At 46.6% G+C, this 24,726-nt stretch carries 19 protein-coding genes; 15 read left to right on the top strand and 4 right to left on the bottom strand.

Annotated elements, in window-relative coordinates:
• Window positions 1–83: 83 nt before the first annotated feature.
• Window positions 84–1,250, top strand: coding sequence for a cysteine desulfurase family protein (locus tag BM367_RS07435; RefSeq protein WP_092459438.1), 1,167 nt, complete (start codon window positions 84–86; stop codon window positions 1,248–1,250).
• A gap of 9 nt (window positions 1,251–1,259) precedes the next feature.
• On the opposite strand, the gene BM367_RS07430 is transcribed toward BM367_RS07435, so the two are convergent.
• Entirely contained in the window at window positions 1,260–1,718 is a 459-nt protein-coding gene (locus tag BM367_RS07430; RefSeq protein WP_092459436.1) for a c-type cytochrome, read from the bottom strand.
• A gap of 141 nt (window positions 1,719–1,859) precedes the next feature.
• On the opposite strand from BM367_RS07430, the gene gldF reads away from it, so the two are divergent.
• Genes gldF through BM367_RS07410 form a run of 4 tightly spaced genes read left to right on the top strand, consistent with a single transcriptional unit; the run spans window position 1,860 to window position 7,824 of the window.
• Entirely contained in the window at window positions 1,860–2,603 is a 744-nt protein-coding gene (gene gldF, locus BM367_RS07425; protein WP_092459434.1) for a gliding motility-associated ABC transporter permease subunit GldF, read from the top strand.
• 16 nt (window positions 2,604–2,619) lie between these two features.
• A complete protein-coding gene (gene gldG, locus BM367_RS07420) occupies window positions 2,620–4,338 on the top strand; it encodes a gliding motility-associated ABC transporter substrate-binding protein GldG (protein WP_092459432.1) in 1,719 nt (572 codons plus the stop codon).
• 41 nt (window positions 4,339–4,379) lie between these two features.
• Window positions 4,380–5,312: a TerC/Alx family metal homeostasis membrane protein gene (locus BM367_RS07415; protein WP_092459430.1), complete on the top strand. Its 933-nt coding sequence runs from the start codon at window positions 4,380–4,382 to the stop codon at window positions 5,310–5,312.
• Between the two features lie 4 nt (window positions 5,313–5,316).
• Window positions 5,317–7,824, top strand: a complete 2,508-nt coding sequence (locus tag BM367_RS07410) for a bifunctional UDP-N-acetylmuramoyl-tripeptide:D-alanyl-D-alanine ligase/alanine racemase (RefSeq protein WP_092459428.1) — start codon at window positions 5,317–5,319, stop codon at window positions 7,822–7,824.
• Here the strand turns inward: BM367_RS07410 and BM367_RS07405 are convergent, their stop codons facing one another.
• A complete protein-coding gene (locus tag BM367_RS07405) occupies window positions 7,825–8,460 on the bottom strand; it encodes a T9SS type A sorting domain-containing protein (RefSeq protein ID WP_092459426.1) in 636 nt (211 codons plus the stop codon). It abuts the gene before it with no gap.
• A 98-nt stretch (window positions 8,461–8,558) separates the two neighbouring features.
• Here BM367_RS07405 and acs point away from each other — a divergent pair, with 98 nt between their 5' ends.
• From acs to BM367_RS07380, 5 genes are all read left to right on the top strand, one after another.
• Entirely contained in the window at window positions 8,559–10,487 is a 1,929-nt protein-coding gene (gene acs / locus BM367_RS07400) for an acetate--CoA ligase (protein WP_092459424.1), read from the top strand.
• A 295-nt stretch (window positions 10,488–10,782) separates the two neighbouring features.
• Window positions 10,783–12,477 carry a S41 family peptidase gene (locus BM367_RS07395; protein WP_092459422.1) on the top strand — a complete coding sequence of 565 codons (1,695 nt, stop codon included), beginning with the start codon at window positions 10,783–10,785 and terminating at the stop codon, window positions 12,475–12,477.
• A gap of 100 nt (window positions 12,478–12,577) precedes the next feature.
• Window positions 12,578–14,362 carry an N-acetylmuramoyl-L-alanine amidase family protein gene (locus BM367_RS07390; protein WP_092459420.1) on the top strand — a complete coding sequence of 595 codons (1,785 nt, stop codon included), beginning with the start codon at window positions 12,578–12,580 and terminating at the stop codon, window positions 14,360–14,362.
• A gap of 78 nt (window positions 14,363–14,440) precedes the next feature.
• Window positions 14,441–14,782 carry a carboxymuconolactone decarboxylase family protein gene (locus tag BM367_RS07385; RefSeq protein WP_092459418.1) on the top strand — a complete coding sequence of 114 codons (342 nt, stop codon included), beginning with the start codon at window positions 14,441–14,443 and terminating at the stop codon, window positions 14,780–14,782.
• A gap of 62 nt (window positions 14,783–14,844) precedes the next feature.
• On the top strand, window positions 14,845–15,882 hold the full coding sequence (locus tag BM367_RS07380; protein ID WP_092459416.1) for a 2-oxoacid:ferredoxin oxidoreductase subunit beta: 1,038 nt from the start codon (window positions 14,845–14,847) through the stop codon (window positions 15,880–15,882).
• Between the two features lie 92 nt (window positions 15,883–15,974).
• On the opposite strand, the gene BM367_RS07375 is transcribed toward BM367_RS07380, so the two are convergent.
• Together BM367_RS07375 and BM367_RS07370 are read right to left on the bottom strand one after the other, a co-directional pair.
• Window positions 15,975–18,875, bottom strand: coding sequence for a TonB-dependent receptor (locus tag BM367_RS07375; RefSeq protein WP_177224149.1), 2,901 nt, complete (start codon window positions 18,873–18,875; stop codon window positions 15,975–15,977).
• Window positions 18,876–19,044: 169 nt separating this feature from the next.
• Window positions 19,045–19,434 carry a hypothetical protein gene (locus tag BM367_RS07370; protein ID WP_092459412.1) on the bottom strand — a complete coding sequence of 130 codons (390 nt, stop codon included), beginning with the start codon at window positions 19,432–19,434 and terminating at the stop codon, window positions 19,045–19,047.
• Window positions 19,435–19,704: 270 nt separating this feature from the next.
• On the opposite strand from BM367_RS07370, the gene BM367_RS07365 reads away from it, so the two are divergent.
• From BM367_RS07365 to BM367_RS07345, 5 genes are all read left to right on the top strand, one after another.
• Window positions 19,705–20,781, top strand: a complete 1,077-nt coding sequence (locus tag BM367_RS07365) for a sensor histidine kinase (RefSeq protein WP_143103982.1) — start codon at window positions 19,705–19,707, stop codon at window positions 20,779–20,781.
• A gap of 3 nt (window positions 20,782–20,784) precedes the next feature.
• Window positions 20,785–21,504 (top strand): LytR/AlgR family response regulator transcription factor, encoded by a 720-nt coding sequence (locus BM367_RS07360; RefSeq protein ID WP_092459408.1) that lies wholly within the window; start codon window positions 20,785–20,787, stop codon window positions 21,502–21,504.
• A 61-nt stretch (window positions 21,505–21,565) separates the two neighbouring features.
• A complete protein-coding gene (locus BM367_RS07355; protein WP_092459406.1) occupies window positions 21,566–22,345 on the top strand; it encodes an enoyl-CoA hydratase/isomerase family protein in 780 nt (259 codons plus the stop codon).
• A 78-nt stretch (window positions 22,346–22,423) separates the two neighbouring features.
• On the top strand, window positions 22,424–23,950 hold the full coding sequence (gene gltX / locus BM367_RS07350) for a glutamate--tRNA ligase (RefSeq protein ID WP_092459404.1): 1,527 nt from the start codon (window positions 22,424–22,426) through the stop codon (window positions 23,948–23,950).
• Window positions 23,951–23,955: 5 nt separating this feature from the next.
• Entirely contained in the window at window positions 23,956–24,726 is a 771-nt protein-coding gene (locus BM367_RS07345; RefSeq protein WP_092459402.1) for a DUF72 domain-containing protein, read from the top strand.

The raw sequence follows: 24,726 nt of genomic DNA, 5'->3' as shown, positions 1-24,726 counted from the left end.
TGTGCTTTGAAAATAAAAAAGAAATTTGCTGTATAGGCTTTCTGCAAAACCCATAAGCTTGTCTGATAAATAATCCAACACCCATGGCCAACCGCAAACCGATTTATCTAGATTATTGTGCTACCACACCCTGCGATCCGGCTGTAGTGGAAGCCATGCTGCCCTTTTTTACCACCCATTTTGGCAATGCCTCTTCGGCCAGTCACCGCTATGGCTGGGAAGCTGCCGAGGCTGTGCAAATAGCCCGTGAACAAATTGCGGAGCTTATTCATGCCTCACCTGATGAAATCCTGTTTACCAGCGGAGCCACGGAGGCCTTGAATCTGGCCATTCAGGGCCTGTTTACCCATTATCATGCAAAAGGCAATCATCTGATAACCTGCACCACCGAGCATCATGCTGTGTTGGATACGATGCGGTTTCTGGAACAATACCGGGGAGCAAAAGTTACCTATCTTTCTGTAAATGCAAACGGGAAATTGGATCTGGAAGAACTTAAAAATGCCATAACCGATCAAACCCTACTCATTTGCCTGATGTACGCCAACAATGAAACCGGCGTGTTGCATCCGGTAAAATCCATTTCTGAAATAGCGCACAGATATGGCATTCCTTTTCTTACGGATGCTACCCAGGCAGCGGGCATCCTGCCCATGGATGTGGAAAAAGATGGTATTGATCTGATGGCGATCAGCGCTCATAAGATGTATGGCCCCAAGGGAGCGGGAGCTTTATATGTGCGCAAACGCTTCCTGGGGCGCCGGCTGCAGCTGGTACCTTTGCTACACGGTGGTGGTCAGGAAAAGGGAATGCGATCCGGTACGCTGAATGTGCCTGCCATTGTGGGTTTTGGGAAAGCAGCCGAATTGGTCATGCAACACCGGGAAACAGAATATCTGCGGTTGCAGCAACTGCGTGACCGACTGGAAAAAGCTTTGGTAGCAGCGGGATGCATCATTCATGGCAGCACGGAACCCCGATTACCCCATGTAACCCACGTACATACTCCGGGCATACCCTCGCGCGTCTTGATTCCTGCGTTGGCTGCAGAAATAGCATTATCGGCCGGCTCTGCCTGCAGCAGTGCTACAGGCCAACCCAGCCATGTACTGAAAGCCATGGGCATGAGCGACGAAGAGGCTTTCAGCAGCCTGCGCATCTCCGTAGGACGCTTTACCACAGAAGAAGAACTGCAATACAGCATTCAGTTGATCGGCAATGCCATCGAACGTCTTCGTCAGGCCGACTGAAACCTGAACTTACTGCTGCCCCGATTGAGCATCAATATAGGCCAGGATATTGTCAATGTCTTCATTGGAAAGCTGGGGGAAAGGCGTCATCTGCACCTGGTTGTATTCCTTGTACAGGTTGATGGCTGCCGTATCGCCGCTGTTGATCACAGCCTGCGAATTGCGAATCCAGTTGTAGAGCCATTGCTTGCTGCGGATTTTGGTAACTCCTGCAAGTGGGGGTCCAATCAGCTTTTCATGGATGCGATGGCAGGCCGAACAATTGGCCTGAAACAATTCCTGCCCTTTTTCCACCGCACTGCTGGCTGAAGAAGCTGTGCTGGCAGATGGAGCTGTGGCGGTTGTTGCAGAAGATGCATTGCTGACAGGACCTGACGTGGCTGCTGACTGGTTGCTGCTATTGCCCCCACACGCTGCAAGCAGGCCCAGCACCACAGCAGTAGCTCCAGTCCACAAAATCTTTTTCATGAGGATGGATTTTTGCGTTTCGGCAAAAATAGCATGTTAGCTCTTTACCACAACAATCATTTCCTGTTTCTGATTTGTGAAAATGACAGAAAACAGATATCCAAACCTGCATAAATCTTATCTTGCACGGTTGTTTATGATATGCGGGCCATTCTGAAAAAAGAAATCAGCCAGTTTCTCAGCCATCTGGTGGGATATATTTCGCTGATTATCTTCTGGGTAGTTTGCGGATTGTTTTTATTCATTTTCCCGGATACCAGCCTGTTGAATGCGGGTTACGCCACGCTCGATGAATTATTCACGCTGGCTCCCTGGTTTTTTCTGTTCTTCATTCCCGCACTCACCATGCGCAGCTTTGCTGAAGAATATCGCAGCGGTACCATGGAATTGTTGTTTACCAAGCCGCTTACCCATGCACAGATTATCCTTGGGAAATATCTGGCTTGTGTGATACTGATGATCATCGCGCTGTTGCCAACCCTTATGTATTATGTTACCATCAGGCATTTTACCGATCCGGGTATTCCACTGGACAACGGCGGCATTGCAGGATCGTATGTGGGCCTACTGTTGCTGGGAAGCAGTTTTGCTGCCATGGGTGTATGGACATCCTCGCTGACGTCCAATACGATTGTGGCCTTTCTGCTGGCCCTGTTTGTAGGTTTCCTGTTTTATTTCGGCTTTGATGCACTCAGTCATCTGCCGGCATGGCAGGGCACGCTGGATTATTACGTGCAGATGATTGGCATTCAGTTTCATTATCAATCCATCAGCCGGGGCGTTATAGATACCCGCGATGTGATTTATTTTCTGAGTGTGATTTTCTTTTTCTTATATCTGACGCATCTGAATTTGAAATACAGATTCATTCAATTAAACGGATGATTGAAAAGCCCGATTGATGCAAAAGTCAACTTCTTCATCTGTGTGGAAAAAATATCTGGGCCGTGCTTTCGGCATGTTATTGATTCTTTCCGGTTTGAATCTGGCATCAGTTTATGTTCATACCCGATGGGATTTAACAGCTGAAAAACGCTTTACACTTTCGCCTGCCACCATCCGTTTGCTGAAACATATCCACGAACCCATCCGCATTCAGATTTACCTGAGTGGCAAATTACCAGCTGGCTTCCGGCATCTCTCAGAAAGCATTCGGGATCTGCTCAACAACTTTCGCAATTATGCCGGCTCTCGCATACAATATAGCTTCATTGATCCCTCTTCTTTCCCGGATTCGGTTAGATCAAAGTTATATGATTCGCTAACAGCCAAAGGAATCACTCCGTACAACCTGCAGGTACAGCTCAGTGCCGCTGAAGGTTATTCTGAAAAACTGATTTTTCCTGGGGCTGTGCTTAAAACCGGAAACAAAGAACGAACGATTGATTTGCTTGAAAGCAAAATAGCTGATAATGCACTGGCTTCGCTGAACAATGCAGAAGCTTTGCTGGAATATAAATTTGCAAATGCTATTTATCATTTGCAGCAAACCCATCCTCCCCTGATCGGTTACATGCTGGGCAACGACGAGCCCCTTGATCCGCGCATAAATGATGCATTGACTATTCTGGCCAAAAACTATCTGGTTGATACCATCCCGTTGAATCATTATCCCTACATTCCTCAGGATTTCAAAGCGATTGTATTTATCAAGCCTGAAAAACCTTTTACCACATCAGAAAAACTGAAGATTGATCAATATCTCATGCATGGCGGTAAAATCCTGTGGTTTGTGGATGATTTAAATGCATCCATGGATAGCCTGAAGGATAAAAACAGTTTCATTGCTTTTGATAAAAACCTGCATCTGGAGGATTTGTTTTTTACCTATGGTGTGCGTATCAATCCTGATCTGATCCAGGATCTGCAATGTGATATGATTCCGCTGGTAGTGGGCCATGCCGGCAATCAGCCTCAGATACAGCTGGTACCCTGGCCTTATTTTCCTTTACTTGCGCCCACGGACAACAGTCCTATCGTTAAAAACATGAATCCTGTATTGGGACATTTTGTAAACAGTGTGGATACGGTTGGCACACCCGGCATCCGCAAAACCATCCTGCTTCGTTCATCAGCTTACAGTCGCATCGTAGGATCACCGGTAAAAGTATCGTGGAATGACGTGCGCATCAAGCCCGATCCGGCTTTGTTTCAGCATCCGTTCATCCCTGCTGCCGTATTGCTGGAAGGCCGTTTCCGCTCCATGTTTATGAACCGGCTTGATCAGCAGACGCTGGATAGCCTGAACCGTGTGTTTCCCCAACCGGTAGCCGACAGCAGTGTGCCAACAGCCATGATTGTGGTGGGCGACGGAGATATGGCCATGAATGAAATATCGGCCAGAGAAGGGCCTTTGCCCATGGGCAATAATGCTTATACGCATGTGCAATATGCCAATCCACAATTTTTTGCCAATTGCCTGGAATACCTGACCGACACCAGTGGCATCATGCAATGCCGGAACAAAACATTTATCCTGCGACTCATGAACACAACCCGCATTGACCAGCAAAAAAACCTCTGGCAGGCACTTAACTTCCTTGTACCAATTGCTTTTGGAATATTGATTGGAGTTGCATTTCAGATGTTTCGCAAAAAATCATATTTCACCGGCATCTGATTTATCTTTGAACAAAATCGGTTCACTTCAAATAAAGGCTTATGTCAAATACCCTTATCACCTATTCGCTTTTTGCTATTGTGCTGCTTTTTGCATTGATCTTTGATTTGGGGCTGATTAACAAAAAAGGAAAAAAAGTATCAATCCAAATGGCCGTTTGGCAGACGATTTTATGGGTAAGTCTGTCGCTGGCTTTCGGGATATGGGTGTGGTTTGAAAACGGACATGAACTGGCTATTGAATATTACAGCGCATATCTGATGGAATGGTCTTTGTCGGTAGATAATATTTTTGTATTCATTCTCATCTTCGCTGCGTTTGACATCGGTGAGAAACATTATGGCCGTGTATTGATGGTGGGTATTCTGATGGCTATTGTGCTGCGCATTCTTTTCATCTTTGCAGGTATCAGCCTGGTTAGCCGGTTTCATTGGATTTTGTACATGTTCGGTGCTTTTCTGGTTTATACCGGCTTTCAGATGTTTTTTTCAAAAGAAGATCGGGAGTTTAAACCGGATGAAAATCGCATTTATCGTTTTCTGAAAAAATATTTTCCGGTAAGCGATAGCATGGATGCAGAGGGTAATTTCTTTATCCGGGAATCCGGCAAAAAAAAATTATCCCGTTTGGGCGTGGTAGTAGCTATTCTGGCAGGCACAGATGTGGTATTTGCGATGGATTCCATTCCGGCTGTGCTGGCCATTTCCCAGCATAAACTGGTGGTTTATACTTCCAATATTTTTGCTGTACTGGGATTGCGTTCCTTATTTTTTTTGTTGCAAGGTGCAGTCAACCGGTTTGCTTATCTGCAGCAGGGTGTTTCCGTGATTCTTGTGTTTATCGGTTTGAAAATGCTGGCTGAATTGTTGCACCTGCATATTCCCACTTATATTTCCTTGCTGGTCATTGTATGCTGCATAGGCATCAGCATTGGAATATCCATACTGGTAGCCGGCAGAAATAAACAATCCTGAAGCTATGCCTGCCTATTCACTGGAACAAATAGCTGCCATAACAGGTGGAACCTGCATAGGCTACATGGATGCACAATACATCATTACCCGGTTATGTATTGACAGCCGCACCCTGGTGGATGCTGAACAAACTTTGTTCATTGCACTAAAAGGTGAAACCCGCGATGGGCATGATTTCATGGAAGATGCCTACATCAAAGGAATCCGCTGTTTTTTAATCAGCCATCCTCCTGCAGCTGAAAGATTTTCTGATGCAGCTTTTATTCTCGTACAAGATACACTTGCAGCGTTGCAGAGGCTGGCGGCCTATCACCGAAGCAGGTTTCAGATCCCTGTCATAGGCATTACAGGCAGCAATGGGAAAACAATTGTAAAAGAATGGCTATTTCAATTGCTGTCCAAAGATTATTATATCGTCCGAAGTCCGAAAAGCTATAACTCACAGATTGGTGTACCTCTTTCGGTATGGCAAATGGAAGAGACACACCAGCTGGCTATTTTCGAAGCGGGCATTTCGCGTCCGGGAGAAATGAGTAAGCTGGCCGATATCATTCAACCAAGCATTGGCATTTTCACCAATATCGGAGATGCCCATCAGGAGGGATTTGCCGGTATAGAACAAAAAGTAGCCGAGAAAATGCGGCTGTTTACAAAAGTTCAATTGCTGATATACCGGAAAGATTATCCGTTGATTCAGCGGGCAGTTGCAGATTTGCAATTGCAAAGAAGTGCAGCCCAGCATCCGCTGGAAATATTCGATTGGTCAACAAGTGAAAAAGCCCGCCTGCAGGTAACTTCCGTTTCAAAAGATCTGCATCATATCCGAGTAGAAATTTATGATCAGCATCAGATGCATGCGTTGCAGATTCCTTTTACGGATGATGGTTCTTTTGAAAATGCCATGCATTGCGTATGCCTGATGTGCTGGATGGGATACGACTGGAATACCATTCAGGAGCGTATTTCCCGATTGCAGCCTGTTGAAATGCGACTTTTTCTCAAACATGGTATTAACGGTTGCATAGTGATCAATGATAGTTACAACAGTGATCTGCATTCGCTGGCGATAGCGCTGGATTTTTTGCAGCAACAATCATCCGGCCTGAAAAAAACCGTGATTCTGAGTGATGTGTTGCAAAGCGGGCGCGATGAACAAGATTTGTATCAACAGATTGCCGGGCAGATGCAGCAGAAAGGTGTGGAACGATTGATTGGCATTGGTCCACGATTAATGGAACACCAAGATATTTTTGAAAGCATTCCGAATTTGAATGGCAGCTTTTATCCTGATACGGCCGCCTTCATGCGGGCCTTCTCACCCGATGATTTCCGGGAAGAAGCCATTTTACTGAAAGGTGCCAGAATATTTGCTTTTGAAAAAATCAGCCGGCTGCTGGAACAGCGCCTGCATGAAACTGTTCTTGAAATCAATCTGCAGGCCATTGTGCATAACCTGAAGCTGTTTCAGCGCTTTCTCAAACCTGGTGTACAGATGATGGCAGTCGTAAAAGCCTTTTCGTATGGCAGTGGCAGCGTGGAGATAGCCAGTCTGCTGGCCTACCATGGCGTGCATTACCTGGCAGTAGCCTATGCCGATGAAGGAATTGCCCTGCGTAAGGGAGGCATTCGCCTGCCCATTTTGGTGATGAATCCAGAGCCGGGAAGCTTTCAGGCCATGATTCAATGGAATCTGGAGCCGGAGATTTTTACACTTACACAACTCAGGCAATTTGTCCGGGAGGTACAACAGGCACAACAGTCCGGATTTCCGATTCATCTGAAGCTCGATACCGGGATGCATCGGCTGGGTTTTGAGCCGACACAGTTGCCTGCTCTTGTGGAAGCTTTGCTGCAGATGCACCCGTACATTCGTGTAGCCAGCGTGTTTAGCCATTTTACGGCCAGCGAAGATCCGGCACAAGACAGCTTCACCACCCAGCAAGCTGAGCTGTTTGAATCCATGAGCCAGCAAATCTTACAGGCTCTGCCCTATCGCGTAAAACGCCATCTGGGCAACAGTGCCGCCATCCATCGCCATCCGCAATGGCAATATGATATGGTGCGGCTGGGCATAGGTCTGTATGGTGTGGACAGCGACCCGGAAATCCAGAAGCAACTCCAGCCGGTAGCAACCCTCAAAACCACCATCGCACAGATTAAACACCTGATGCCCGGCGAATCTGTTGGCTACGGCCGGGCCGCCAGGATAGAAAAGCCCACCACCATTGCCACGGTGCGCATCGGCTATGCCGATGGGTACCCGCGCCGACTCAGCCATGGGAAAGCCTGGATGCTTGTACATGGCCAACAGGCCCCCACCATCGGATGGATTTGCATGGATATGCTGATGCTCGATGTATCGGGCATCCCCGATGTCAGAGAAGGAGATGAAGTGATTGTATTTGGCGAAGCATTGCCTATCCAGCAACTGGCCCGCTGGGCCGACACCATCCCCTATGAAATGATGACTACCATTTCCCAACGAGTCAAAAGGGTGTACTACCAGGAATGATTATAAGCGGTAGGTTGTATCATTCACCTTTGCAAAACGAAGCATAGCAGAACCCCCGCCTTTTTTATCATTCACCTGAAAGAAATAAATACCGGGCGTGAGATGCTTTAAATCAGTGGCAAACAAATTATTTCCCTGCTTTAAATTCACCAGATAAGACTGCCATATTTTGCCGTTCAGATCAACCAGCGTGATATTGGCAATGGAAGCCTGTGGTGAAATAATGGCAAAATGCACCTGCCGGCTGCTATCCACATATAAATTGCCAATCATAAGCGAGGCAACCGGCTTGTTGATTGTAGCGGTTGAAGAATAATAAAATTTGCCACTGGCGTCTTGTTCGGCTATCCGATAGTAGATTTTTCCTCCAATGGGTTTGGGATCGTCAAAATAATAATGTTGCACGGCCTGACCACCGACATTTATCGTTTGGCCAATGGCCACAAAATGCACACTATCCAACGATCGCTGAATGATAAACTTTTCACCGGCTGGAGCATTGCGGGTGATCCAGTGCAGATGAACCACTTCCTCTGTTGCATTATAATCAGCGGAAAAACCAATTACAGTGGGAGGTTTCAGTGCCCCTCCCATGGATAATCCCATCCACACGACATACATCATAAGCTTACCCATGGCGCAAAGCTACAGCTTTGTCATTTTTCGCTTTTTATGAAAAAGGTTAAATTTATCCCGTCAATTGCAAAAACCTTGTTTAAAAAAACCGTTTCCATATGTCATACCCCTACCAGATCCGGACATTTGAAGATTATCAGAAAGCGTATCAAAAAAGTGTAGAAAACCCGGAAGAATTCTGGGCTGAGATTGCAGCACATTTTACCTGGCATAAAAAATGGGATCGTGTACTGGAATGGGATTTCAAAGGTCCAGGTGCACCCATTGTAAAATGGTTTATCAACGGCAAGCTGAATATCACGGAAAACTGTCTGGACCGGCATTTGCCCTTCCGCGGCCAGCAGCCTGCTATCATTTGGGAACCCAACGATCCGGAAGAACACTATCGTGTGCTCACCTATCAGCAGCTGTACGATAAAGTTTGCCAGTTCGCCCAGGTTTTGAAAAACAACGGGGTAAAAAAAGGAGATCGGGTGTGTATTTACATGGGCATGATTCCCGAACTGCCGATTGCCATGCTGGCCTGTGCACGCATAGGAGCTATTCATTCCGTTGTATTTGGAGGTTTTTCAGCGCAATCCATTGCCGATCGGATCAATGATGCCCAGTGTTCGGTTGTGATTACCTGCGATGGCGCTTTCCGCGGCAACAAGGATGTACCCCTGAAATCAATTGTAGATGATGCGTTGGTACAATGTCCGACTGTAAAACGGGTAATCGTATATACCCGCACCCGCACACCGGTATCCATGATCAAAGGACGCGACGTGTGGTGGGAAGATGAACTGAAAATCGTGGAAACCCAGGGGAATCCTAAATGTCCTGCTGAAGTAATGGATGCCGAAGATCCGTTGTATATCCTTTATACCTCGGGTTCCACCGGTAAACCCAAAGGAGTGTTGCATACCACAGCAGGCTACATGATTTATACTAATTACACGTTTGTCAATGTGTTCAATTATCAACCTGGCGAAATTTATTTCTGTACAGCCGATATCGGATGGGTTACAGGTCATAGCTACATTCTCTATGGCCCGCTTTCAGCCGGTGCCACCACGCTTATGTTTGAAGGCATACCCACCTGGCCCGACGCAGGCCGTTTCTGGGATATTGTAGGCAAACACCGGGTGAATATCCTCTACACCGCACCTACGGCCATCCGCTCGTTGATGGCACACGGCCTGGATTTCGTCAAAAACAAAAAACTCGATACCCTGCGCGTCCTGGGCAGTGTGGGTGAACCCATCAACGAGGAAGCCTGGCAATGGTTTTACGAACATATCGGCAAAAAACGCTGCCCCATCGTGGATACCTGGTGGCAAACCGAAACCGGTGGAATCATGATTTCACCTATAGCCACCGTAACCCCTATGCGGCCTTCCTATGCCACCCTTCCCCTGCCTGGCGTGCAACCAGCTGTGATGGACGAAAAGGGCCAGGAAATTCCAACTACCGAGGCTACCGGCAACCTTTGCATCAAATTTCCCTGGCCCGGCATGTTCCGCACCACCTGGGGTGACCATGAACGCTGTCGCAAAACCTACTTTGATCCCTATCCCGGTTATTATTTTACGGGGGATGGTTGCATTCGTGAAAAAGATGGCTATTACCGCATCACCGGCCGCGTGGACGATGTGCTGAATGTAAGCGGCCATCGCATCGGCACGGCAGAAATTGAAAATGCCATCAACATGCACAGCGATGTGGTGGAAAGCGCTGTGGTGGGCTTTCCGCATCCCATCAAAGGCCAGGGTATTTATGCTTTCGTGATTTGCACCCACCTGGATGATCCAGAATTAACCCGAAAAGATATTCTGGAAACCGTTTCCCGTGTGATCGGCCCCATTGCAAAACCCGACAAGATTCAGTTTGTAAAAAATCTGCCCAAAACCCGAAGCGGTAAAATCATGCGCCGTATCCTGCGTAAAATTGCAGAAGGAGAAATGGAAAACTTTGGCGATACAACCTCCCTGCTCGACCCATCGGTAGTAGAAGAAATCAAACAGGGACGTCTGGCCATGAGTTAATCATCTGCGCGGATTATCTGTGAATGAACTTATGCCCTTGCATGCCATGAAAAAATATGCAAGGGATTTTTTTTGACACATTCAGATTGTGCCCAGATGAGCCTTTTACATCATTTCAGAGGCATTTCTTCGCAGGAAAAATTTTCTTTGGTGTAAGGAAGATACAAATGAGTCATGCATCTTCGTATTTGTCGGCATCCGGATAATGCTATCCCGATTTGCCGTTTTCATTTCACTGACGCAAAACATCATTTAATTCGTTTAATGCTTACTTTGTGAAAGAAACTGTGTGAATATGATGTTCCGGAAAAACAAATGGAAAACGCTCGCTGCGGGGCTGCTGCTGGGTTTGGCAGGCATGGGTATATGGGCCTTGCGGACTGACGATAAATATTTTGAAATCATCAAAAGCCTGGATATCTATGCCAGTGTACTTCGTGATCTGAACACATATTATGTGGATAGCCTTTCCCCTTTTTCCCTGATGCGTACCAGTGTAGATGCCATGACGGGCTCTTTGGATCCTTATACCACCTTTTACCCGGAGGAAGATGTAGGCGATCTTACTTTTCAGACTACCGGAAAATATGGCGGAACGGGCATATCCATCCGTCGGGAAGAGGATCATGTGTTGATCACCGATGTGTTGCAAGACAGCCCTGCTGGCCTGGCCGGATTGAGGCCCGGCGATCGGATTGAAAATATTGATGGCCGCGATGTGGACAGTCTTTCAGAAGATACGGTGAGCAATCTGTTACGGGGTGTGCCCGGTACCTCGGTAATCATGCGCATTTACAGACCTTATCAGCAACAACGATTTACAGTAAAACTGGTGCGGGCCGAAATTGGCCTCCGTAGCGTACCCTATGCATTCCGACTTGCAGACGGGGTGGGCTACATCCGCCTTCAGCAGTTTACGCAAGGTTGCAGCCGACAGGTAAAACAAGCACTGGATTCCCTGAAAAACCTGCCTGGTGGTTTGCAGGGACTCATCCTTGATTTGCGGGGCAATCCCGGTGGCCTTCTGGAAGAAGCTGTAAAAACGGCTAACCTGTTCATTGATCCAGGACAAATCATTGTAAGCATCCGCGGACGCATACAAGCCTGGAACCAGACCTATCGCACCACAGAACGGGCCGATGATGATAGCATACCCCTGGCTGTGCTTATCAACCACCAATCGGCTTCCGCTGCTGAGATTCTGGCCGGTGCCTTGCAAGATCTGGACAGAGCTGTGATTGTCGGCCAAAGATCCTATGGAAAAGGGCTGGTACAAACCACATACGATTTACCCTATGACACCAAAATGAAAATCACCACTGCTCGCTATTACACGCCCAGTGGTCGCTGTATTCAGGCTATTACCTATTCCCATCAGGGCGACGTGTTGCAACAGGATTATATACCCGACTCCCTGCGGCAAATCTATAAAACTGCCCATGGCCGTATTGTGAAGGGCGGTGGCGGTATCGAACCCGATATCCCGCTCAGGCAACAGCATCTGAGTGAAATTGCAGAGGATTTACTGATCCATCACATGATCTTCGATTACGCTACCCGTTATTTTTATGAACATGCAAAACCCGCTTCACCAAACGACCTGATGCTCACAGATCGTGATTATACATCGTTCCTCCAATTCCTTCAGGAAAAAAATTATCATTTTCAATCCAATGCATCCCAACTGCTCGATCAGTTTACGGATCAAGTGCAGATCGCCGGCTGGTGGGAACAACTCCGCCAGCAGGCAGATTCACTTCGTCGTACCTTAAATCAGATCGAAACAAAACAATTGATTGCACACCGTGAAGAAATTATGCAATTGCTGAAAGCTGAAATTGCCGATCGCTACTGGCCACAGCAAGGACAATGGTTGGTTTCTCTGCAATCTGATGAAATCATTCTCAAAACCATTCGTATCCTGCACGATCCGAAAAGTTATCGTGCCTTGCTTATGCCTGCATCATCCAGCATCGCGCATACTCATTAGAAAATACGAAGAAGAATATGTTGATTCTTTTCGAAAACAACATCCATTTATTCATTATTCTCTTCCCTCTCATCCATAGGTTGTGCTTTATCTTTGGAAAATGAAACCAGGATTGACGGCTTTTTCTTTCCATACAAACGGGCGAACAATCAGGAGTATTTCCTGGCTTTGGATATGGATATGTATGATATGTGGCCTGGCATTTCCGTCGTATGCCCAACGCCCATTCATCCGGCTTCAGCAGCCGGATCGTACCACGCTGGTGGTGCACGATAGTGTGCAATACATTTCCGGTGCTACCTGCAAAGGCTGCCAGCTTATTGTACAGGATACACCCGTTAAGGTATATGCCACAGGAGGATTTGCTGCACGGGTGTATTTGCATGCCGGTGAAAATCCGATTGTGTTGCAAGCCCGTAACAAGGAAGGACTTGCAAATAATCTGCAAATAATATATCGTTATGAACCTCCTCAACCGATAACTGTCCGGGATTTTGCCATTGCTCGCATTTATACCAACCCTGCTGTTACCAGCTGGCTGGCTCCCGGCGATATCATCCATATCAAAGTTATCGCGCAAGCTGGTTGCAAGGCCTTTTGGTTGCATCATCTTCCTTTAACCGAAATGGTAAGCGAGGAAGATAGCCTGGCGGGTATTTACGAAGGTAATTATCAGGTATTGGCTACAGATCAGCTAAACGGCCCTATCCCCATCATCCTGCAAAATGCGACTGGCCAAACGATTACGGCCTACACACCAAATGCTTTCTACACCTGGCCTGCAACTGCAGTAGTGGGAAAAACAATGGGCGACAGGCCTTTTATGCAATACAGCCTTGGGGAAGATCGCCTGGGCGCAGCCAAACGCAGCTATCTTGATACCGGCATCTGCATGCAGGTTGATGGCCGATTGGGTGATTTCTATCGGGTAAAACTCGCACCCGATCAGCATGCCTATGTGCCCGTTGAAAATCTGCAATTATTACCCGAAGGTACACCCGTGCCACGTGCCATTCTTGGCAGCTGGAAAGTTTGGGGTGATAGCCTGTATGATTATGTGCAGATTCAGACTGGAACACGACTGCCTTACGATGTGCAGATTTACGATCATCCCGGACAAATCATTGTTCGCCTGTACGGAGCTGTATCCAACACCAACTGGATATTTCAATATTTATCAGCAAAAGAAATCAGCCAGGTGCATTTGCATACTGTGGCCGACGGCGTGGTGGAAGCCCGTATCAACCTGAAACATCCGCAACCCTGGGGCTGTACTTTGCAATATGCAGGCGCTGCATTGGTAGTAAAAGTAAAACGTCAGCCAGCTAATCTAAACCTTGCTCACCTGCACATTGCCATTGATGCCGGACATGGCGGCAGCAATGCGGGAGCAACAGGCCCTACCGGCACAAAGGAGAAAGACCTTACCCTGCTTCTCGCCAAAGAGCTTAAGGCTGCACTTCAGCATGTAGGCGTGCAAACCATCATGACTCGCACAACCGATACCAGCCTTTCCATGCTGGAACGGGAAAACCTGTTGCGACAGGCTGATCCCGACCTGTTGCTTAGCCTTCATCTGAACGCATCGAACAATCCCATTGATATCTCAGGCACCAGCACCTACTACCATTACGCGGGTTTCCGCCCGTTAAGCCTTGCCATTTACCATCACCTGGTAGCAGCGGGGTTGCAGGAATTTGGCAATATCGGCAACTTCAACTTCGCGCTGAACGGATTAACAGATTTCCCCAATGCGTTGATTGAAGTAGCCTTTCTGACGAACCCGGCCGACGAAGCCCGTATCCTGAATCCCGCATTCCGGGAAAAAATCATCCATGCTATTATTTCCGGACTGAAGGACTTTCTGGATGAGTGCAAAAAGTAACCCATGCGTAAAAAATCTGATTTTTGTCCACCATTTCGATGGGCAATCCCTTAACTTTGTCCAAATTGCCTCTCAGGTATGCATCCCGACGTAGAAGCTTTTCACACATACCGGCAGCGGATGAATGAACTCATCCTGAGTAAACAAAACAAGGTAATCAACCGACTTTTTAATCTGGATACGAATACGTATCAGGATGGGGCTTTGCCGGCCAAAGTCAAGGAAATGCTGGGACTCGTGGCCAGCATGGTGTTGCGCTGTGATGATTGTATCAAATATCATCTTGGCAAATGCAAGGAACTGGGTGTAACCACGGATGAAATGTATGAAATCTTCGCTGTGGCCAATATTGTAGGAGGAACCATTGTAATTCCGCATACCCGTCGGGCTGCCGAATACTGGGAAGCATTGCAGCAATAAGACCTTGGTACAAAATATTCCATAACGCCAAACGTTTTACCATCAATCAATTTTAAAGAATTATGGACACAACAGCTGTGCAGACGCCTCAATCGCTGACTCCGAAGGATTTTGCCACTGATCAGGAAGTGCGCTGGTGCCCGGGTTGTGGCGATTATTCGATTCTTAAGCAGGTGCAAACTGTGATGCCTACGCTGGGCATCCCCAGGGAAAACATTGTGATTATCTCAGGCATTGGTTGTTCTTCCCGTTTCCCATACTACATGAATACCTATGGCATGCACTCCATTCATGGCCGTGCTACTGCCATTGCTTCCGGCCTGAAGGCCTGCCGGCCTGAACTGAGTGTTTGGATTGTGACAGGCGATGGTGACGGTCTTTCCATTGGTGCGGGGCACATGGTACACATCCTGCGTCGCAATTTCGATGTGAATATTTTGTTGTTCAACAATCAGATTTACGGGTTGACAAAAGGGCAATATTCCCCTACTTCTGAAGAAAACAAAATCACCAAATCCACGCCCTACGGCAGCATTGACCATCCCTTCAACCCGGCCGCGCTGGCCCTGGGCGCCGATGCCACCTTTGTGGCTCGCAGCATGGATCGCGACCCCAAACACCTGCAAGACATGTTAAAACGGGCACATGCTCACAAAGGCGCATCTTTCCTGGAAATCTACCAGAACTGCAACATCTTTAACGACGGCGCCTTTGAAATCTTTACAGAAAAGGCCACTAAAGCCGATGAAACTATTTTTCTGGAACATGGTAAACCGTTGCTTTTTGGTGCCCAACGAAATAAAGGCATTCGCCTGGATGGCCTGAAACCTGTTGTGGTAAGCCTGGATGAGGGCTATTCGGCCGATGACCTGTGGATACATGATGAACACGATCTTTACAAAGCCCAGATGCTGGTGCGATTGTTCGACGATCCATCTGTGGAAGGCCATTTCCCCAGACCTTTTGGTGTATTTTACGAAGCACAACGGCCCAGCTATGAAGAACTGATGCAACAACAAATTGAAGCTGCAACAGGAAAATATGGCGTGGGCGATCTGGATAAACTGCTGGCTGGCAGCGAAACCTGGACCATCTATTGAGCTTACTATTTGACAGCCGCTTGTATAATAAATCATGCGCACATAGACTTGTGCGCCTGATTTGTATCACACTGATATTCAGTTGTAATTATTCAATCTTCAGGTGGGTGCATCATGCCACCACCTGGAGGAGGCCCGCCACCAGGCGGACGCATGCCTGGGAACATAAACATCCGATCGCGCGGAGATTGCTGTGGTACTGCTCCTTTGAAATTACGCAAGTTGTAGGTAAACGTCAGCAAGAAATATTGTTGCAATACACTGGTGGTGCTGTTTTCAATATACGTTTCCGTTACATTCCGGTTGATGCTGCGATTTTGTTTCAGCAAATCAAACACAGTGAGTTGCAATTCTCCGTTTTGATTCTTAAAGAAATGCTTGCCAATGCTGGCATTCCATAGCAAGTAAGGCTTGTCATACGTTTCACCCAATCCGCTGTATTTCTGATAGGTGATGTTATTATCCAGTTCAAATCCTTTCCAGAATATCCAGTTGATCCGCGCACTGGCAGCATTGGAAAAGTAATTGCTGTTTAAATTCGGCTGAATGGAGTTTTTTACAATGTTGTAATTGGGTGTGTAAGACAAGGTGAAATCAAGATTTTCGCTGATGTTGCTGCTGATGACTATCGGGAATGTTACACCAAAGTTGTTTGCATAATTTTTTTGATTATTCACCAATCCGGGTGTACGGCTGAAGTTAATGCCTCCGCTCAGGTTTAGATTGGATTTCATAAACTTCAACGGCAATCCCAAAGTAGCGAATGAGCGAATGCTCCAGTATCCGTTCAGGTTTACCGGATAGGTGAGTTGTGAGCCCTTGTTCAGTATTACACCGTGAGCCAGCACACTATCCTGTGTGGCGGTAATGGTAGCATTGGTGATGTTGTTCTGCGTTTGTTGTACACCCAGGAATGCAAAGAACATCTTGTTTTTATCCGTATTCACGGCTGAATAACGGACAAAAAGCGATTGGGTGGTTTCCTGCTTCAGATCGGGGTTCCCGGTGGTAAGCTGCAACGGATTGGAATTATCTACCACATCCTGCAACTGGCTGATGGAAGGTGCATTGGTAGAAGTTCTGAAAAACACCCGCAGGTTTCGGGTATTGCCGATCCGATACCGCATCATGGCATTGCCTAACAGGTTATAAAAATTCCTTTTGATGATTGTATTCATGGGAAATGTACGATCACCTTCCAGATTGGCTATTTGATAGGAAAGTCCGGCGGTGAAAAACAGGTTGTTGTTAGCCCGGTAACGATAACTGGCACCAAATTGATTAGCCGTATAATAACTTTTGTAATTGTTGGTCAATCCTGTATCCAGGTTGGTATATTGTTGTTTTAATGGATCAAACTGATAGGTATTTTTATCTGATTCACCTGTGGTATAGGATGTGTTGTACGTGAGCAAGAGCTGGCTTTTCTGGCCAATAGGCTCTGTATAATCAAGCGTGGTACCTATTTGCTGAGTATGTGAATGCAAAACGGATTGCTGATTGGTGGTATCAAACAAATTGGATGGATCTTTGAAATAACTGTTGTTGGCCAAAAGCAGATTGGTAGCATTTTTTTCGCTCAGGCTGGTGCTCAGGTTCACAGAAAGTGTCCTGCCTTTTTTATTGAAAGCATGCCGCCACAACAGGTTATCTGAAAAATTATATCCGGTATTGTGCGAATTGCGTTGTGTATTTGTTTGGCTGATCATCACACTGTCGGGCGTATAATAAGCCCCAGCCACGGTGCTGGAACCGTTATACTCTTGTGTATTGAAACTTGGCGTAAAAATCAATGAGTTTTTATCATTGATCTGATATTCCATCCGAAGGTTAAACCGGTGATTGTAATTGGTTGAACTGGAAAGATCGTTTTCATGATACAGCTGATTGGCATTTTGGGATACAAAATAGGTTCGATCAATAGTTTGCTGATTATTGTTATGTGAAGTATTGAAGAAATAACTTCCGGTAACCGTTATTTTCTTGCCCCAATCATCGGAATAATTTAAACCAATTGAGTTAGTGGTTACGATGCCATTTTGCTGGCCCACCAGGAAATTGCCTATACCTCCGGCTCCACGATATCCTCCTCCCCTGCCGCCACCAAATCCTCCACCACCACCGGTGACGCCCAACAGATCCTGAAAAGCAAAGTTTTGTTGATTCACATTGTTACTCATTCCTATCAGGGAGATGCGCCTATCACCATTGAAGAAATTGATATTGCCACCGAGAGAATAACGGGAATCCGTCCCATATCCGGCATATAGTTTTCCGAATTGTCCATTCCTGCGATCCGCACGGGTAACAATGTTGATGGTTTTCTGGGTATTGCCATCATCAAAGCCGGTGAACTGTGCCTGATCACTCATTTTATCAAACACCTCCACTTTATCCACAATTTCGGCTGGCAGGTTGCGCAAAGCGGTTGTTGGGTCATCCCCAAAAAAAGGTTTTCCATCTACCAGCACTTTCTGCACCGTTTCGCCATGCGCGGTTACTGAGCCATCGCTATTGACAATGATACCTGGCATTTTACCCACCAGGTCTTCGGCTGTGGCATTGGGATTGGTTTTGTAGGCCTGGGCATTGTATTCCACCGTATCTCCCTTCATCTGGCTGGGTGGTACCTGTCCTACTACCTTTACTTCCTGCAACATGGTTTTGGTAGGTTGCAGGTATAAAACACCTACATTCAGCGATTGATTTTTTTCTATGGAAATACTCCGCTGCAGGGATTGATATCCCAGATAGGAAATATTCAGCCTATAGTTGCCATTGGTGAGATTGCCGATCTGGAAATGTCCCTGCGCATCGGTTATCCCAAATAGTTTTCGGGAGGTATCTTGTTGAGGAATAAGCACCACCGTGGCACCAATCAAGGGCGTTTTCGTTTGGCCATCCTGCAGGCTTCCACTCACAGAAACCTGCTGAGCCCAGAGCTCACCCAGGCTTAGCAACAACACGACCATGGTGATGAAAAACTTTTTCATGAGTATATATTTTATTTCCATAGAAAACCATTCGATTAAATTCTTCAAAGGATCTGATATTTTTTGATATCAGGATTCTAATACATCAGGAGAAATAATAGCAGGGGTAGAAACCCCCGCCGATGATACCAAATGAAACATGAAACTTGTATCCTCATTAACCCATACATTAATTATTTCCACCACCGCCGCCGTTATTGCCCCGGAAATTGCGGCGCATGTTTTGCATCATGTCCTGATACTGCTTGTACTGATCATCGTTCAGCACAGCTTTCAGGCGTGCATCGCGCTGTTGCTGCAGGCTTTGCATGGCCGAACGCATGGCATCCCGATCGCCCTGATTTTGTTCGAAAGCTGCCTGCATGGCTTTTGAAATGTCCAGGTTAATGGCTTCGATGGAATCTTTTTGCTGATCCGTGAGTCCGCTGATTTGTTGCTCCATTCGCTGAGATAGCATTTTTGCACGATCTTCCGGATTCATGCGACCTTGCGCATGCAACTGCAGTCCTGCAAAAGCCATTGCAATGCAGGCGATGAACATGAACATTTGCTTTTTCATATTTGTGTGTTTTGATGACATGGTAAAAAACCAGTTTGTTGTTCAATTCGATGGTAAAACTACAAGGAGGTTTATCTGAGCAAAAAAATATTCAATATAAGAATTGATTTTTTCGATTAATGGCCTCATTGATTCAACCAACCACATATCATATGTCAGCTCTACATTTTTAACCCACTTGCAGAAGAATTTCAGCAATTGATGATGAATAGGATGTTGTTGGTTGAAATTTGCAAATCATCCGCTTTAGTTTATCTTATTTTTGCCAGTATGGCAATACACAAATGGTGGATTCCGAACCGACAAACGAGAACCATCCTGTTACACATACTGGTGTGGCTGGCCTACGGGACCGTGCTCATGAACTGGCTTACCTTTGGCTATTTTTATGTAACAGCCATACCTCTTGTATTGCGCACCCTGCTCATTCAGGCGGGTATTTTTTATCTGAATACGGGCTTTTTATTGCCGCGCCTGATGGAACGGAATCGGTTCTTGGCCTATATTTTATCAGTCATAGTGCTGGTAGTTGGAGCGAGTTTGCTTTATGAACTTACCAACGACTGGCCCCTTATCCGCAACGCATTCATAGCTTTACGTCCACCCCATCGGCCCCGTTTTCCACATGGGCATCGTCCCATCTGGGGGCCCTGGTTTATCACCAATATGTTTTCCTCACTGGCTATTTTGTTTGTTAGTACTACTTACTGGGCAATTTCTCAGGCCAGGAAACGCATGCAATGGGAGTTTTCCATGAAAAATGAAAATCTGCAAACCGAACTGAAATTCCTGAAGTCACAAATCAATCCGCATTTCTTGTTCAATGCACTGAATAACATTTATTCGCTCTCCTATACCCATTCCGAAAAAACTCCGGAGATGATTATGAAGCTTTCCAATATGCTTCGGTATATGTTGTATGAAAACAATGAACGCAAAGTAAGCCTGCAGGAAGAGATTACTTATATCCGCCACTATATTGATTTTCAACTGCTGAAAATTGAAGGACAACCACATCTGGAAATTGATATGGATCAGGTTGACGGAAGCCTGATGATTGAACCCATGCTTTTTATTCCATTTATTGAAAACAGTTTTAAACACAGCAATATTGAAGATATCAAACATGGCTGGATTAAATTACAATTGAGAACAGAAGGGAAAAAAGTGTATTTCCATATCAGCAACAGTATTCCCGCCAGAACCTACACCAAAGATGTAGTAGGTGGTATTGGACTGCAGAATATCCGCAAACGCCTTGAACTGTTGTATCCTAACAAACACCGGCTTAATATTACATCACATGATCAGGTGTTTGAAGTAGATTTGCAAATAGACACCCAATAACACATGTTGCTGAAATGCATGATTGTGGATGATGAATATCCAGCAAGGGTACTGCTGAATGATTATGCAAATAAGTTGCCCTTGCTGCAGGTAGTGGCTTCCTGCAAAACAGCACTTGAAGCTATGGCCGTATTGCGGGAACAATCCGTGGATCTAATTTTTCTGGACATTCAGATGCCAGAGCTCACGGGATTAGAATTTTTACAAAGCTTAGCCCATCCACCATTGGTGATTCTTACGACTGCCTACGCTGATTATGCTTTGAAGGGATATGAATTAAATGTGGTGGATTATTTGCTTAAGCCTTTCTCATTCGAACGATTCGTACAAGCCGTCAATAAAGCCGCCGAACGTTTTCAGCTCAGCCAAGGTACAACCCATGTAAGTTCAATTGCATCCGCTCCACCCGAACAGAAATCATTCATTGTTGTAAAGGCCGATCACAAACTCCATCGCATCTATTATGATGATATATTGTTCATTGAAGGTTTGCGGGAATATGTAGCATTTCATACTGCATTCGGAAAAATCATCACATTGGAATCGTTGAAAAAATTGGAAGATTTATTGCCCGCCGATACTTTTATTCGGGTACACAAATCTTATATCGTAAACAAGAAAAAAGTAAAATCCCTGTACGGCAACCAGCTGGATATTGCAGGCCACTGGATTCCCATTGGTAAGCTTTACCGCGATGAAGTGGTAAAACATCTTTTCAGCTAAATATACCGGCTTGCAGGATTACATTGAAATCTGTACTTTCACTGTTCGTTAATGTTTATCTATGGCTTATCAAACCCTGCTGACTGAAGCTCGGGAAGGTATTTTCATGATTACCATCAACCGTCCTGAGAAAATGAATGCGTTGAACAGCACCGTTATGGAAGAATTAGACCTGGCTGTAGAAGAGGTTTTAACCCGTGACGATATAGGTGGAGCTATTATCACCGGCAGTGGCGACAGGGCTTTTGTGGCCGGTGCTGATATTGCCGGTTTTCAACAATTAAGTACAGAGGAAGCAAGGGCATTATCCATCAAGGGTCAGGCTTTGTTTGCCAGCATCGAGCAAGCACCCAAACCTTTTTTGGCGGCAATCAATGGTTATGCATTGGGTGGCGGCTGTGAGCTAGCCATGGCCTGCCATTTGCGCATAGCCAGCACCCGGGCCCGCTTGGGTCAGCCCGAAATCAATCTGGGCCTGATCCCCGGTTATGGCGGTACACAACGCCTTCCACGCCTGATGGGACTCACACGAGCACTGTATCTGATGCTTACCGGCGATATGATAACGGCCGAACAAGCTCAAGCTTACGGCCTGATCCTGGATGTGGTTCAACCAGAAGAGCTTTTGCCAAAAAGCCTGGAGCTCATGCAAAAAATTATTTCGGGGCCACGCCATGCCATTCGCCATATTTTGCATTGCACTTATCTTTCGATGGCTGGTGATCAGGCAGGCTATGAAGCAGAAGCACAGGCCTTCAGCGAATGCTTTGCTACGGCCGATGCAGGCGAAGGTATTCAGGCCTTTCTGGAAAAACGCAAGCCTCGTTTCCAGGGAAAATAAACCCGGCTCTACACAGGGAACATCGCCTGCAACCGTGAAACTTTATCTTTGCCAGGAATCTGAACCAAAAACTGAATGATGAGTTCCCGTGAAATACGCGTACGTTTTGCGCCCAGCCCTACCGGAGGATTGCACCTGGGTGGGGTTAGAACAGCGTTGTATAATTTTCTGTTTGCCCGCAAGCATCAGGGAAAATTTATTCTGCGCATTGAAGATACAGATCAGACTCGCTTTGTACCCGGTGCCGAAGAATACATCATTCGTTGCCTGGAGTGGTGTGGATTGAAGCCCGACGAAGGCCCACATATTGGTGGTCCGTTTGGCCCTTACCGCCAGAGTGAACGCAAAAATGTATATGCTCAATATGCCCATCAGCTGGTGGAACAAGGACATGCTTATTATGCCTTCGACACACCGGAAGAGCTGGAAGCCTTGCGCCGGCAACAACCCAATTTTCAATATGACGCCACTACCCGCGGGCAGTTGAAAAATTCATTAACCCTTTCAGCCAAAGAAGTTCAGCATTACCTCCATGAAGGCAGGCCTTATGTGATCCGAATCCGAATGCCTGAAAACAAAACCATCCGGATACATGATCTCATTCGGGGTGAAGTAGAGTTTGATACCAATCAAGTGGATGACAAGGTATTGCTGAAAGCCGATGGCATGCCTACCTACCATCTGGCCGTGGTGGTAGATGATTATCTGATGCAGATCAGCCACGTGTTTCGTGGTGAAGAATGGCTGCCCAGCACACCCGTGCATGTATTGCTATGGGAATACCTGTTCGGCAAAGCACACATGCCTGAATGGGCACATCTGCCGCTGATTCTGCGACCCGACGGGCACGGCAAGCTCAGCAAACGCGATGGCGATCGGCTGGGGTTCCCGGTATATGCCATGGACTGGACTGATCCGTTTACCGGCGAAACCACCCGCGGTTTTCGTGAAATGGGCTTTTTGCCGGAAGCTTTTGTGAATATGCTGGCCCTGCTGGGCTGGAACGATGGCAGCGGTCAGGAAATTTTTACGCTGGATGAACTCGTTACCCGCTTTTCTATTGAACGAATACATAAATCCGGTGCCCGGTTTGATTTTGAAAAAGCCAAATGGTTCAATCACGAATGGATCAAACGTTTGCCGGTGAAGCATTACCTGGAGGAAGTAAAAATATTTTTCAAACAACAACATATCCCCTTGTCAGATGATGAAAAGTTGATGCGTGTGCTGGAACTCATCAAAGAACGATGCACGCTGCTGGGTGATTTTATTGAGCAGGGAAAATTTTTCTTTGTTGCCCCGGAAACTTACGACCTGAGTGTTATTCAGAAAAAATGGTCGCCTGGCATGCAAGCCGCATTTGAGGAATGGGAAAAAGCCCTGGAACAGGTGGAGCCATGGGAAGCCGAAAATATTGAACATGCTCTTATTGCTGCAGCCGAAAAACAGGAGTTGAAAAAGAACGACATGCTGCTGCCATTGCGGATCATGCTCGTGGGTGGAAAATTCGGCCCTCCGGTTTTCCAGATTGCTGAGCTGTTGGGCAAAGTCGAAACCCGCCAGCGCATCCGCAAGGCCCTGGTAGCATTTTCCCGGCACGGATAAACCACATGCCCCGCATATACATCGGCACATCGGGATTTGCCTATTCTTCCTGGGTAGGTTCGTTTTATCCGGCAGGCACTCCCCGAGATGAATGGCTGGCTTACTATGCCCGTTATTTCCCAGCCGTTGAAATCAATGCCAGCTTTTATCATACGCCCCGCATCAGCACCATCCGGAAATGGGCTGCGCAAACGCCTGATAGCTTCAGCTTTAGTTTTAAACTTTCGCGCTACGTCACCCATATCCAGCGCCTGCAATGCGATCAGACGTCGTTGGATAAATTTTTTGCCCCCTTGGAACCTGCTCTTGTAAAAAGCACTCCACCGGTGATATTGATACAGCTTCCTTCCAGCCTGAAACCAGATTTCATTGTGTTGCAGAATTTTTTGGAAAAATTGCCTGCAGGTTTCCGCTATGCGATTGAATTTCGTCATCCCTCCTGGTTTCAACCCGAAACCTATACCCTGCTGCGGAAACACGATATGGCCCTGGTGCTGGCCGATAGTCCAATATCAACTAAAGGCACGCGCAAATGGCCGCTGGTCAACGAAAACACAGCCACGTTTTTCTACATTCGGATGCATGGATCAAAAGTATTGTTCACTTCCTCCTATTCCGAGGAAGAGCTGGCCTATTACGCAAGCCTGGTCAAACAAAAATGGGAAGCTGGCCAGGATGTGTATGTATTTTTCAACAACGATGCAGCCGGACATGCCGTGGAAAATGCCCGTACGCTTCAGCGGTTGCTGCAGACATCAGGCGTTCCTGATGGGTGA

Source organism: Thermoflavifilum thermophilum (genome assembly GCF_900116565.1).
Lineage (GTDB): Bacteria > Bacteroidota > Bacteroidia > Chitinophagales > Chitinophagaceae > Thermoflavifilum > Thermoflavifilum thermophilum.
The sequence above is the reverse complement of the archived record's forward strand: the minus strand, read 5'-3'. Positions and strand labels throughout refer to the sequence as shown.

What these genes read in the sequence shown, in the direction of transcription:
- BM367_RS07375 (WP_177224149.1), bottom strand. Translation starts at nt 18,875, where the DNA reads ATGAAAAAGTTTTTCATCACCATGGTCGTGTTGTTGCTAAGCCTGGGT.
- BM367_RS07360 (WP_092459408.1), top strand. Translation starts at nt 20,785, where the DNA reads ATGTTGCTGAAATGCATGATTGTGGATGATGAATATCCAGCAAGGGTA.
- BM367_RS07395 (WP_092459422.1), top strand. Translation starts at nt 10,783, where the DNA reads ATGATGTTCCGGAAAAACAAATGGAAAACGCTCGCTGCGGGGCTGCTG.
- BM367_RS07345 (WP_092459402.1), top strand. Translation starts at nt 23,956, where the DNA reads ATGCCCCGCATATACATCGGCACATCGGGATTTGCCTATTCTTCCTGG.
- BM367_RS07365 (WP_143103982.1), top strand. Translation starts at nt 19,705, where the DNA reads ATGGCAATACACAAATGGTGGATTCCGAACCGACAAACGAGAACCATC.
- BM367_RS07385 (WP_092459418.1), top strand. Translation starts at nt 14,441, where the DNA reads ATGCATCCCGACGTAGAAGCTTTTCACACATACCGGCAGCGGATGAAT.
- BM367_RS07430 (WP_092459436.1), bottom strand. Translation starts at nt 1,718, where the DNA reads ATGAAAAAGATTTTGTGGACTGGAGCTACTGCTGTGGTGCTGGGCCTG.
- acs (WP_092459424.1), top strand. Translation starts at nt 8,559, where the DNA reads ATGTCATACCCCTACCAGATCCGGACATTTGAAGATTATCAGAAAGCG.
- BM367_RS07370 (WP_092459412.1), bottom strand. Translation starts at nt 19,434, where the DNA reads ATGAAAAAGCAAATGTTCATGTTCATCGCCTGCATTGCAATGGCTTTT.
- BM367_RS07380 (WP_092459416.1), top strand. Translation starts at nt 14,845, where the DNA reads ATGGACACAACAGCTGTGCAGACGCCTCAATCGCTGACTCCGAAGGAT.
- BM367_RS07355 (WP_092459406.1), top strand. Translation starts at nt 21,566, where the DNA reads ATGGCTTATCAAACCCTGCTGACTGAAGCTCGGGAAGGTATTTTCATG.
- gldF (WP_092459434.1), top strand. Translation starts at nt 1,860, where the DNA reads ATGCGGGCCATTCTGAAAAAAGAAATCAGCCAGTTTCTCAGCCATCTG.
- BM367_RS07435 (WP_092459438.1), top strand. Translation starts at nt 84, where the DNA reads ATGGCCAACCGCAAACCGATTTATCTAGATTATTGTGCTACCACACCC.
- BM367_RS07415 (WP_092459430.1), top strand. Translation starts at nt 4,380, where the DNA reads ATGTCAAATACCCTTATCACCTATTCGCTTTTTGCTATTGTGCTGCTT.
- gltX (WP_092459404.1), top strand. Translation starts at nt 22,424, where the DNA reads ATGAGTTCCCGTGAAATACGCGTACGTTTTGCGCCCAGCCCTACCGGA.
- gldG (WP_092459432.1), top strand. Translation starts at nt 2,620, where the DNA reads ATGCAAAAGTCAACTTCTTCATCTGTGTGGAAAAAATATCTGGGCCGT.
- BM367_RS07405 (WP_092459426.1), bottom strand. Translation starts at nt 8,460, where the DNA reads ATGGGTAAGCTTATGATGTATGTCGTGTGGATGGGATTATCCATGGGA.
- BM367_RS07390 (WP_092459420.1), top strand. Translation starts at nt 12,578, where the DNA reads ATGAAACCAGGATTGACGGCTTTTTCTTTCCATACAAACGGGCGAACA.
- BM367_RS07410 (WP_092459428.1), top strand. Translation starts at nt 5,317, where the DNA reads ATGCCTGCCTATTCACTGGAACAAATAGCTGCCATAACAGGTGGAACC.